Origin of the sequence: Candidatus Rickettsiella isopodorum (assembly GCF_001881495.1) — a bacterium.
Lineage (GTDB): Bacteria > Pseudomonadota > Gammaproteobacteria > Diplorickettsiales > Diplorickettsiaceae > Aquirickettsiella > Aquirickettsiella isopodorum.
Genome location: NZ_LUKY01000033.1, coordinates 115323 through 126531 on the forward strand (window position 1 = coordinate 115323; position 11209 = coordinate 126531).

Below are 11209 nucleotides of genomic sequence, written 5' to 3' on the forward strand. Positions count from 1 at the left end.
TTAAATCTTAAAATTAGATTTACCGGCTGTGATTACTTTATCAACGTAATTATTACTTAAAATTTTCAGTTCTTTATCGGTTAAATTATCAATACGGATTGCGTTTCGGTGACTTTGAGGAATCTTTGCTCTTTCTGGCGTAATTTTTATTAAAAAAGGATGATTTTTTGATAAAATAGCTAATCTTCCGTTTGTATCCAATTTAAATATTTTAGAGGGTTCGCTTCTTGAGTTATTGCTAAATAGCGAACTATTACTTCTAGTCGGCATCTGAGAAGCTTTTTTTTGTTTTGCTTGTTGAACATTATTATTTTCTTCATAAGAAGAATATTGTGATGAAATAGAAGTTTCAGAAGGACTAGAAACGGTATCATTGAAGCAAGTTGTTGATGAACTATTTAATTCAGCTTTATATTTTTGTATTTGCTTTTCCTGGGCTGCGATTCTTTGTTGTACCATACCACCACCAGGAATCTCATCGATAGTTGATTCCCCGCCATTTTGAGTTTCGAATAAAATAACTTTGTTTGCTATTTTCCACTTATTGGTATCTACATAATTAGAATTCTTACTTTCATTTTTTGATATGATAATTTTTTCCTTTATGCCCATAAAATAAAAAACCTTTAAATTATTAATATAAACTTAAATATTGATTTATAAGGCTAACTTGTATTTCTTAAGGTTTTCTTAAGAAATACAAGTATTTTTAACGAAAGGAACGGAAATGCTTGAAGTTAAATACTTAAAAACTATTTAGCTTAATATCGAAACATTATTTTTTTATGGGATATTGTGCTTGCTAAACCGCTACCGCTGCTTTAATCAGCGAATGACACTTATAATCAACTAAGGAAAAATCATCAAACACATAATCAAATAATGTTTTCGGTTTACGTAGAATATTTAATTGAGGAACCCTATAAGGTTGCCTGGACAATTGGCAATTTACTTGCTCAAGGTGATTACTATAGATATGACAATCACCACCGGTCCAAATAAACTCTCCCACCTGTAAATTACACTGTTGTGCAATCATATGAGTTAATAACGCATAAGAAGCTATATTAAATGGTACTCCTAAAAAAGCATCAGCACTGCGTTGATACAGCTGACAAGAAAGACGTGAATTCGCCACATAAAATTGAAACAATAAATGACAAGGAGGCAAAGCCATCTTTGCTAGTTCACCTACATTCCAAGCACTAACAATTAGGCGGCGTGAATCCGGATTAGCTTTTATTTGTTCAATAAGCTGACTGATTTGATCAATAATTTTCTGATCGGTTGTCAGCCAAGATCGCCATTGCTTACCGTAAATAGGTCCTAAGTTACCGGCCGAATCAGCCCATTCGTCCCAAATAGTGACTTGATGCTCATTTAAGTAACGAATATTGGTATCACCACGTAAAAACCACAACAATTCATAAATAATACTTTTTAAATGTAATTTTTTTGTAGTCACTAAAGGGAAACCGACACTTAAATCAAAACGCATTTGATAGGCGAAGATACTCAGTGTACCTGTACCCGTCCTATCCGCTTTAGCTTGTCCCTGATTAAGAATATGCTGTAAAAAATCCAAATAGGGTCGCATCAGAAAGACTCTCTAAAACATTAAAGTCTAGCGTATGTCCAGCCAAAATTGAAGCAATCACTATTCTACGATACTATATCGCTCGATATTAAAGACGTGATACCAACTCTTTTAGAAATTCATAGACACTTAGTATTTTTTAGTTTTTTTAAAAATTATGCGAATTAATCTTTTTGGTGCAGGTTATGTAGGTTTGGTTACAGCCACTTGTTTAGCCGAGCATGGAAATAAAGTACTTTGTATTGACATTGATCAAGAAAAAGTAAAACGCTTACAACAAGGTGAATGTCCTATTCATGAGCCCGATTTGCCTGCTTTATTACAAAAAAATTTAAGTGCTGGACGGCTTAATTTTAGTACGGATCCACAACAAGGAGTTGAACATGGTTTTTATCAATTTATTACGGTAGGCACTCCTCAAGATGAGGATGGTTCAGCTGATTTAACGTATGTATTAAAGGTTGCAGAATATATCGGTAAAACACTGCTTGAACCCAAATTAATTATTAATAAATCGACTGTGCCCGTTGGCACTGCTGATAAAGTAAAGGCTATTATTCAAAACCAGTTACATCAACGCAACATTAACATTCCATTTAATATCGCTTCGAATCCTGAGTTTTTACGCGAAGGCGTAGCAGTGAATGATTTTATGCGTTCAGATCGAATTATTATTGGTACCGATAATAATGACGCAGAATCTCACTTACGACATCTCTATAGACCCTTTAATCGTAATAACGATCGTTTAATCGCGATGGATATTCGCTCAGCCGAACTGACCAAATATGCCGCTAATGCATTTTTAGCCACTAAAATTAGCTTTATAAATGAAATGAGCCATTTGGCAGAACGTTTAAATGCAGACATAGAGCAAGTTCGTATTGGTATCGGCTCCGATCCGCGTATCGGTTATCATTTTATTAATCCTGGATGCGGTTATGGCGGCTCTTGTTTCCCTAAGGATGTGATTGCTTTAGAAGCTACTGCTAAAACGGTTCATTACCAACCACAGTTATTAAATGCAGTACATCAGGTGAATGATGCACAAAAAAAACTTTTATTTAGCAAGGTTTCACAATTCTTTCAAAATAATTTACGCGGGAAAGTTGTCGCTTTATGGGGTTTATCTTTTAAGCCAAACACCGACGATATGCGTGAAGCACCGAGCAAAGTATTTATTGCGGCCGCTTTAGCTGCAGGCATGAGAATTCAGGCTTATGACCCAGTCGCAATGCCCGAAGCGGTTCGTTTATACAAAGATCAAGTTAATTTTAGTTGCTGTGATAATCCGGAAGATAGCTTAGTTGGTGCAGATGTCTTAGTAATAGTCACTGAATGGAATATCTTCTTTAATCCAGATTTCCAGCTCATCAAACAGCGTTTAAAATATCCCGCTATCTTTGACGGAAGAAATCTTTATGATCCAGATTGTTTAAAGCAATTGGGAATTAAATACTATGCCATTGGTCGCGGAGAACCTCTCTAGTATGAAAAAGATTAAAAAAATTACTAAAGCAATTTTCCCGGTTGCTGGTTTAGGTACACGTTTTTTACCTGCAACAAAAGCGAGTCCTAAGGAAATGTTACCTATTGTGGATAAACCTTTAATTCAATATGCGGTCGAAGAAGCCATTGCAGCGGGAATTACCGAGCTCATTTTTATAACAAGTAGTAGTAAACGAGCGATTGAAGATCATTTTGATTCTAATTATGAATTAGAAGCCAAACTGGCTGAAGCAGGCAAAAAGGATCTGTTAGCTATTGTAAAAAATATCTTACCAAAAGGGGTTAGCTGTGTTTATCTACGTCAACCAGACACTTTAGGCTTAGGACATGCTGTTTTATGTGCACAAACGCTTATCAATGATGAAGCATTTGCTGTTTTACTTGCCGATGATTTAATCGATTCAACACTCCCCTGTTTAAAGCAGATGTTAGATCTCTATCAAGAAAAACAAAATACCATCATTGCTGTTCAAGCTATTACTCCTGAAGAAAGTAAACAATACGGTATAATTGGTTATAAAACTAAAGAAGGTAAACTGAGTCAGATTAACGCCATTGTAGAAAAACCTAGTCACAAAGAAGCGCCTTCTAATTTGGCTGTAGTCGGTCGCTATATTCTTACTTCAACTATCTTCTTTTATCTTTCCAAAACACCTATTGGAAAAAATGGGGAAATTCAACTAACAGATGCCATTGCTCATCAGCTAAAAGACGAGGTGATATATGCTTGGGAGTTTGAAGGAACACGCTATGATTGTGGAAGTAAATTCGGCTATTTAAAAGCAACGATTGCTCATGCCTTAAAACATCCAGAAACTAAAAATTTATTTATTCATTATTTAAAGACATTGCGTAATAATTTTCATGAGGATTGCGAGTTGAATGGCAACACAGACAAAAATTCAAGTACGAAACGTATATAAAAAAAACGAAGAAGTATGAATACTTCTTCGTTTAAAGTTTATGCTTTTATGAAAGCATAATTTTTAATTTTTCACCTGGCTTGAGGAAGTCGCTATCCAGCTTATTCCAAGCCTGTATCTTCTTAACCGATATATGGTAGTGTTTAGCAATACCTGTTAATGTATCGCCGCTTTTTACCCAATAGATCTGCGAGCTTGATTTATCCTTAACTAAAGTAGCTGATCTTGGCTTAGCCTGCTCATTGTTTACTAATTGAACAGATCTCTGCTTGCCTTTTGATCTAGCTTGTTTTAAAGCAAGCTTATTATTGCCAACCTGAACCTTAAAGTTCGGGCTTGAAGCAGCCGCTAATTGTTGTTTATACAAAGCGACCCTATCAATAGGTAAAGCGAGCTGACCACGTTTAATCGCCGCTGAAGTACTTTTCACGCCCGGATTCAATTCCTTTAATTCCGAAACGTTCATACCTGCTAATTTAGCTACGTGAGTTAAACTCATGTTTTTGGCATCAACTAGCTCTAAATAAGGCTTAGCACTGACGGGAGGTAAACTCACGCCATACTTAGCTGGATTTTTAACAATCGCAGCTAAAGCCAATAAACGCGGAATATAGGAACGTGTCTCAGATGCTAATGGTAATGCCCAGAAATGAGTATTCTTATCTTGCTCCGTATTGTGACGGATCGCATTCTGCACGTTACCTTCACCCGTATCATAAGCCGCTATGGCTAACAACCAATCGCCACCGAAGAAGCTTCTTAAATAGGTAAGGTAATTTAAGGCCGCATTGGTCGAGCTACTAATATCTCGGCGACCATCAAAACCTCTATTTTGATGCACACCATACCCCTTAGCAGTATTGGCCATTAACTGCCATAAACCAGCCGCCCCTGAAGACGAGTTAGTCGCTGACGGATTATATCCACTCTCAATAATAGGCAATAAAACCAATTCTGTAGGTAAATCACGCTTTCTCACTTGCGCATATACATAGTAAATATAGGGCGCAGCTCGATTTACCGCATCTTTTAAATAAAGCGGGTTTCTAGCAAACCAACGGATCTGCTTTTGGACCTGAGGTTGGTTTTCCTCACGAGCTGACAATTGAAAATGAGCTCGAATAGGCCCCCAAAGCGTACCTTTTTCTACAGCACTATACATCGCTTTAGCGTTTTGAGGCGCTAAACTACTACCGGTCGATTTCATAATAACGGTTTGATAGGTTTTCCTATCTGTATCGTTACCCGAACCGCTGAGGCCCTTCACACCTTCTTCAGAAGTAGGGAACTGCACACAGGCGGTGATACCCACTGCCAGAATGAGTAGTACGGTAAGTAATAACGAGTAAATTTTAAGCATTTTATAAGTCATACTAAAGATCTTACGGGGACCCCTTAGAGAGGTCAAGACAAAGGGCTTACAAGAGCTAAATTAAACGCTCTTTTTGTAGGTTTTTAACCTACATTTAGTGCGGAAATTACTTACTCAAAAACCTACATTTTTGCATTGTTTTTCGTATAAGTGAAGGTTAAAACCAGACATTTTTAGGTCTTTTTAGCCAGGCCCTACCTATGCGATAATAAAAAAGGTGTTAAGATTCATCGATTAAATTACTTCTAACAGTTTGTTAGCTGGATAACTCTTTTGAAACAGCATTACCTAGACATTGAAAATCATCGTTTAGCTAACCTAATCCCTCATTATGCTGGCCGACATTTGTTGCAGTTGAGCCCATATTCATTTTCAAGCTTATCAACTAGCCCTATTATTCATAAAATTATCATTTCTTCAAATTATAAATGTAAGCATATTACTGACAAAATAAACAGCTCTCACTTAGAAAGTCACTATACTCATTTACCCTTTGCCAACGATAGTATTAATCTAGTCCTGATGCCCCATACCTTAGAAGTGAACAAAAGTACGGCTCAAACCATACTCACAGAAGCTTGGCGAGTACTAGCCCCCAGTGGTCATTTGATTATATTAGGCATCAATCCTATCAGTTTATGGGGTCTATATCGACTATTCTCATTGAGTAAGAAGCCTACTTGGGGGGACGGTCGTTTTCACACGATCCAAACGCTTTGTCAATGGATACACTTTTTAGGGGGTGAAATTCAGCATACTGAAAGCTTTCTATTCCGCCCCCCTTTATCTAGCCCCCCCGGTATGTGGCTATTTAAGAAATTAGTTTGGCTAGAACGAGTGTCGCCTTGGCTTATCCCTTTTATGGGAGGAATTTATTTGATTATTGCTGAAAAGCGGGTAAAGCGCCTCAATGGCTTAGGCTTAGTTTGGCAATTTCCACCGGTACTCAATCATAAGGTTTTAGCTCCAAATGCTCGAGGACCCCATCATGCTTAAAATACCAAAAATAGAGATTTTTACTGATGGTGCTTGTCGAGGAAATCCTGGGCCTGGGGCCTGGGCAGCTCTCTTACGCTTCAAAGGAAAAGAAAAAACCATTTCGGGTACTGAAATCTTGACTACCAATAATCGCATGGAGTTAATGGCAGCTATTCAAGCTTTAATGGCAATAAAAAAACCTTGTCACATAACACTCAGTACCGATTCACAATACGTCCAAAAAGGAATTACCGAATGGTTACCTCAATGGAAACGACGTGCTTGGCTTACAGCGAATAAAAAACCGGTTAAAAATTCCGATTTATGGAAGAAATTAGCCATACAAGCTGAACGTCATCAAATCAGCTGGGAATGGGTAAAAGGACATAGTGGCCACCCCGAAAACGACCGTGTAGACAGTCTGGCTAATGCTGCCTTGGATGAACTGCTAGAATAATTAAAATTTATCTTAATAAAGAAAAAGAATCCTGTCCTAATGTGCATTAAGCAAAGCACGTCGATAGGCCAGCGGTGCTTTTATTTCATCTTCAAATTCAACATATTCCCAAGCATTGGCATTACTTAGTAAACGACGTAATAATAAATTATTCAGCGCATGACCAGATTTATAGCCACTAAATGCTCCGATGAGGCTATGACCTAATAAGTAGAGATCGCCAACTGCATCAAGAATCTTATGACGTACAAATTCATCTTCGTAACGTAAGCCATCTTCATTCAGCACTCTATATTCGTCTACAACGACTGCATTATCAAGACTTCCACCTAAAGCGAGTCGAACTTCACGCAATTTTTCGTAGTCTGCCATAAAACCAAACGTACGTGCACGACTTACTTCTTTAATATATGATGTCGTAGAAAAATCTATACTTGCCTTTTGGCTTCGATTTTGGAAAAGTGGATGATTAAAATCAATTTCAAATGAAACTTTGAAACCATCAAATGGCTCAAAAGAAGCCCATTTATCTCCTTCAGTCACTTTAATAGATTGCTTGATTCGAATAAAGCGTTTTGAAGCAGTTTGCTCCTCAATACCCGCCGACTGAATCAAAAAAATAAAGGGTCCTGCACTTCCATCCATAATAGGAATTTCTGATGCCGTAATATCAACATAGGCATTATCAATACCTAAACCTGCCATCGCTGACATGAGATGCTCTATGGTAGCCACTCTAACCCCATTTTTTAATAACGTAGTTTGTAATGTCGTTTCACCGACATGTTCAGCGCGCGCTTGCACTTCAACGATAGGATTAAAATCTAGCCGTCGAAAAATAATTCCGGTGTTAATGGGTGCTGGTCGCAAAGTTAAAATAGCTGTTTCACCGCTATGCAATGTGATCCCTGCCGCTTTAATAACGTTTTTCAATGTACGTTGTTTTAGCGCACGCGAAGTTTGAATTGAATTGTTTTTTCTGGACACTCTTAAGAAACCTCTTCTTGTCTACGTAAAAAAGCCGGAATATCAAAATATTCAATATCAGTTGCGCTACTATCTACTGTGGATTTACTTGAAGTAACGACACCTTGTTTGCGCAATACCGTAGGGCGTTCTAACTGATGATAATCTAAACTACCGTCAGCCGCTCTAACAAGACTTGAATCCCCTACTCCTCCTGATACTCCAGTAGAAAGGTGTCCAAGAAGACCTGTTATCACTATGGTCACACGTAATTCTTCACACATTTCAGAATCTATTACAGTTCCAATAACCACATTAGCTTCTTCCGAAGTAAATTTCTTAATAACTTCACCAACTTCTCCAAACTCTCGCATTGATAAATCCGGTCCCGCTGTTATATTAACGAGTACACCGCGTGCTCCTGCTAAGTCGATATCTTCTAACAATGGGCTTCCAATAGCGGCTTCTGCTGCTAAACGTGCTCTTTCAGGACCTGTGCCTATACCTGTTCCCATCATCGCCATACCCATCTCTGACATCACTGTTTTAACATCTGCAAAGTCTACATTAATTAAACCAGTGCGAGTTATTAAAGCGGCAATTCCTTTGACAGCGCCAAATAATACATCATTTACCGCTTTAAATGCATCTAAAAAACTAATATCTTTGTCTAAAACACTCATTAATTTATTATTAGGAATCGTAATCAATGAGTCGACATATTGGCTCAGTTGTTTAATTCCCTCTTCGGCTAAGCGCAAACGCTTCTTACCTTCAATCTCAAAAGGTTTAGTAACAACCGCAACGGTTAAAATTTTCATTTGTTTAGCAATTTCCGCTACTACCGGTGCAGCACCCGTACCCGTTCCTCCACCCATCCCAGCAGTTATAAAAACCATATTGGCACCTTCTAATGCCGATCGAATACGTTCTCTATCTGCTTCTGCCGCTAGTCGGCCTACTTCAGGATCTGCCCCCGCACCTAAACCCTTAGTAATTTGCTGTCCTAATTGTAACAAACACTCCGCTGAAGAATTTCTTAATGCTTGGGCATCGGTGTTAGCACAGATAAACTCAACACCTGTGATGTCTTGTGCCAACATGTGCTCAAGTGCATTCCCACCACCGCCACCGACACCAATCACTTTTATAATGGCATTTTGAACAGGTGTGTTGGGGGAATCAAATTCGGTGCTCATAGTTAACTCCTAAGGATTTCAGTATTATTTAAAAATTTTCGCATAACCAATTTTTTATACGTGCTATTTTTCTACCAAATAAAACATTAGGTTTTCGCTGCTCGCATTGTTGTTGATAGCCATATAATAGTAAGCCGGTACTGGTCGCATACATACCATTCGTCGTTACCTCGTTATTTCCAGTAATATATTGTGGGTGACCGAGTCTCACGGGTAACTTAAAAATCTTTTCTGCTAAATCGACACTACCGTTGACGTTAGAAGCACCACCGGTTAATACCACCCCTGCCGCAAGAAATTCTTCAAAACCACTACGATATAATTCTGCCTTCACTAAATGGAAAAGCTCTTCATAACGTGGCCCCACCACCTCAGCTAAAGCACGTTTAGTCAGCGTGCGTCCAGGTCGATCTCCCACTCCGGATACCTCGACTAATTCATCTGGGCTTGCTAGTTCTGGCAAAGCACAGGCATGTCTTCTTTTAATCTGCTCTGCACTTTGTGTGGGCGTTCTTAATGCAACGGCAATATCATTTGTGACTTGATCACCCGCAATAGGAATAACTGATGTAAAACGTATAGCTCCTTCAGTAAAGATAGCAATATCCGTTGTTCCTCCACCAATGTCTATTAAACACACACCTAATTCTTTCTCATCTTCAGTTAAAACAGATTGACTTGAAGCAAGTTGCTCTAAAATTATTTCTGAAACTTCTAAACCACAGCGTTGAATACATTTAATGATATTTTGTGCCGCGCTAACCGCGCCTGTTACCATATGCACTTTAGCTTCTAAACGCACACCTGACATTCCTATTGGCTCACGAATACCTTCTTGGCTATCAATAATAAATTCCTGTGGCAAAATATGTAATATTTTTTGATCGGCTGGAATAGCGACTGCTTTCGCAGCATCTATCACACGTTCAACATCCGCATGTGTCACTTCTTGATTTTGAATGGCAACAATTCCGTGAGAATTCAAACTTCGTATATGATTTCCAGCAATACCCGTATACACACTTCGAACTGGACACCCTGCCATTGATTCAGCTTCACCTACTGCTTGTTGAATTGAATCAACCGTTGCATCGATATTGACTACTACACCACGCTTTAATCCTAATGAAGGATAAATTCCCATACCAATAATTTCGATACCATTGGGCTTTACTTCACCCACCAAGGCATTAACTTTGGATGTACCAATATCTAAACCTACAATTAAATTCTTAGTCGGTTTCTTTGCCATATTATTTCACCTTCAATTAAATTCTCTAGATCTTTTCAAACTTCATTTTTGACTTCATAGTTAGGATATAGACCATTACGCTATTTTTTTGTAAACTGTTCTCTATAAATCAAATAACACTCGAATTAGGTAACCTATTTTTTCTAAGCAATTCGTTTCTTAAATTTTACTGCCATACCGTGAGCATAGCGAAGATCCACATAATCTATCATAGATACTTTACTTGCGATAACATCAGAATAAACATCTATCAACCGTTCTAATTGTATATAAGGTTGACTTCGACTTAAATAAACTGATAATCCATTATTTAATTTCAGATACCAATATTGTTGGTCCACTAGTTTTAACAATTTAATTTTTAAGTTTAATTTTGCGAACATGGGCTTCATCGCGGTATAGATTTGTAATAAATATTTTTGTTTACCGACAGGTGCCATAAAAGTGGGCAAATCTAATCCTTTAAAATCTTCATTATCTGGAATAAAAATATTAGCTTGTTCATCCACTAAACCATATTTTCCAATAAAAGCGATAGGTTTTTTAGTAACAAAACTTACCGCTAACGTATCTGGCCAAAACCGTTTTATAGTTACATTAGCTATCCACGGTTCATGTAAAATGTGTTCTTTCAATCCTCGGCTATCTAAACGAAAAAACCCTTTTGCTATAAAGGGCAAAATAATTTCCTGCAGATGACTTTGCTTAACATACGTTAAGTCACCACTAATTTTAATGTTCTTGATAGGGAAATAACTTGGATCAGCTAATTTTTGCCATAATAAGATAAAACTTAATACCAGTAGCAAACTCAATGAAAATTTAAAAAACCATCCTTTTGAAGGCAATTGAGAATTTAAACGGATCAATTTAGATTTATCGTGTTGCCGTTGGAATCGTTGGTTTTCAACTACTTTCCCATTTTTAACCATCGCTTAGCCATCAGAAATACATGA

General features: G+C 37.6%; 11 protein-coding genes. 4 read left to right on the forward strand and 7 right to left on the reverse strand.

The genetic code is table 11. The features are described 5' to 3' along the window. The gene (locus tag A1D18_RS04480; RefSeq protein WP_071662615.1) at positions 1-612 is read right to left on the reverse strand and encodes a hypothetical protein; all 612 of its coding nucleotides are present in this window, start codon (positions 610-612) and stop codon (positions 1-3) included. Positions 613-802: 190 nt separating this feature from the next. Next, complete coding sequence (locus A1D18_RS04485) at positions 803-1597, reverse strand: thymidylate synthase (RefSeq protein WP_071662616.1); 795 nt, start codon at positions 1595-1597, stop codon at positions 803-805. A gap of 157 nt (positions 1598-1754) precedes the next feature. On the opposite strand from A1D18_RS04485, the gene A1D18_RS04490 reads away from it, so the two are divergent. Together A1D18_RS04490 and galU are read left to right on the forward strand one after the other, a co-directional pair. After that, positions 1755-3086 (forward strand): UDP-glucose dehydrogenase family protein, encoded by a 1332-nt coding sequence (locus A1D18_RS04490; protein WP_071662617.1) that lies wholly within the window; start codon positions 1755-1757, stop codon positions 3084-3086. 1 nt (position 3087) lies between these two features. Continuing rightward, complete coding sequence (galU, locus tag A1D18_RS04495) at positions 3088-4029, forward strand: UTP--glucose-1-phosphate uridylyltransferase GalU (protein ID WP_143750431.1); 942 nt, start codon at positions 3088-3090, stop codon at positions 4027-4029. A gap of 46 nt (positions 4030-4075) precedes the next feature. Here galU and A1D18_RS04500 read toward each other — a convergent pair whose 3' ends face one another. Then, positions 4076-5401, reverse strand: a complete 1326-nt coding sequence (locus tag A1D18_RS04500; RefSeq protein WP_071662618.1) for a transglycosylase SLT domain-containing protein — start codon at positions 5399-5401, stop codon at positions 4076-4078. 273 nt (positions 5402-5674) lie between these two features. On the opposite strand from A1D18_RS04500, the gene A1D18_RS04505 reads away from it, so the two are divergent. Beyond that, a complete protein-coding gene (locus A1D18_RS04505) occupies positions 5675-6397 on the forward strand; it encodes a class I SAM-dependent methyltransferase (RefSeq protein ID WP_071662619.1) in 723 nt (240 codons plus the stop codon). Continuing rightward, positions 6390-6836 carry a ribonuclease HI gene (gene rnhA, locus A1D18_RS04510; RefSeq protein ID WP_071662620.1) on the forward strand — a complete coding sequence of 149 codons (447 nt, stop codon included), beginning with the start codon at positions 6390-6392 and terminating at the stop codon, positions 6834-6836. The genes A1D18_RS04505 and rnhA overlap by 8 nt, the downstream gene beginning before the upstream one ends. A gap of 36 nt (positions 6837-6872) precedes the next feature. On the opposite strand, the gene lpxC is transcribed toward rnhA, so the two are convergent. From lpxC to A1D18_RS04530, 4 genes are all read right to left on the reverse strand, one after another. Then, complete coding sequence (gene lpxC, locus A1D18_RS04515; protein WP_245756780.1) at positions 6873-7823, reverse strand: UDP-3-O-acyl-N-acetylglucosamine deacetylase; 951 nt, start codon at positions 7821-7823, stop codon at positions 6873-6875. 2 nt (positions 7824-7825) lie between these two features. After that, a complete protein-coding gene (gene ftsZ, locus A1D18_RS04520; protein WP_071662621.1) occupies positions 7826-9001 on the reverse strand; it encodes a cell division protein FtsZ in 1176 nt (391 codons plus the stop codon). A gap of 28 nt (positions 9002-9029) precedes the next feature. Further along, positions 9030-10253, reverse strand: coding sequence for a cell division protein FtsA (gene ftsA / locus A1D18_RS04525; protein ID WP_071662622.1), 1224 nt, complete (start codon positions 10251-10253; stop codon positions 9030-9032). A gap of 143 nt (positions 10254-10396) precedes the next feature. Beyond that, positions 10397-11185 (reverse strand): cell division protein FtsQ/DivIB, encoded by a 789-nt coding sequence (locus A1D18_RS04530; protein WP_071662623.1) that lies wholly within the window; start codon positions 11183-11185, stop codon positions 10397-10399. Positions 11186-11209 lie beyond the last annotated feature (24 nt).

Coding starts and splice junctions, on each gene's coding strand:
- ftsZ (WP_071662621.1), bottom strand. CDS start 9,001: ATGAGCACCGAATTTGATTCCCCCAACACACCTGTTCAAAATGCCATT.
- A1D18_RS04490 (WP_071662617.1), top strand. CDS start 1,755: ATGCGAATTAATCTTTTTGGTGCAGGTTATGTAGGTTTGGTTACAGCC.
- A1D18_RS04530 (WP_071662623.1), bottom strand. CDS start 11,185: ATGGTTAAAAATGGGAAAGTAGTTGAAAACCAACGATTCCAACGGCAA.
- A1D18_RS04480 (WP_071662615.1), bottom strand. CDS start 612: ATGGGCATAAAGGAAAAAATTATCATATCAAAAAATGAAAGTAAGAAT.
- A1D18_RS04485 (WP_071662616.1), bottom strand. CDS start 1,597: ATGCGACCCTATTTGGATTTTTTACAGCATATTCTTAATCAGGGACAA.
- galU (WP_143750431.1), top strand. CDS start 3,088: ATGAAAAAGATTAAAAAAATTACTAAAGCAATTTTCCCGGTTGCTGGT.
- A1D18_RS04500 (WP_071662618.1), bottom strand. CDS start 5,401: ATGACTTATAAAATGCTTAAAATTTACTCGTTATTACTTACCGTACTA.
- rnhA (WP_071662620.1), top strand. CDS start 6,390: ATGCTTAAAATACCAAAAATAGAGATTTTTACTGATGGTGCTTGTCGA.
- ftsA (WP_071662622.1), bottom strand. CDS start 10,253: ATGGCAAAGAAACCGACTAAGAATTTAATTGTAGGTTTAGATATTGGT.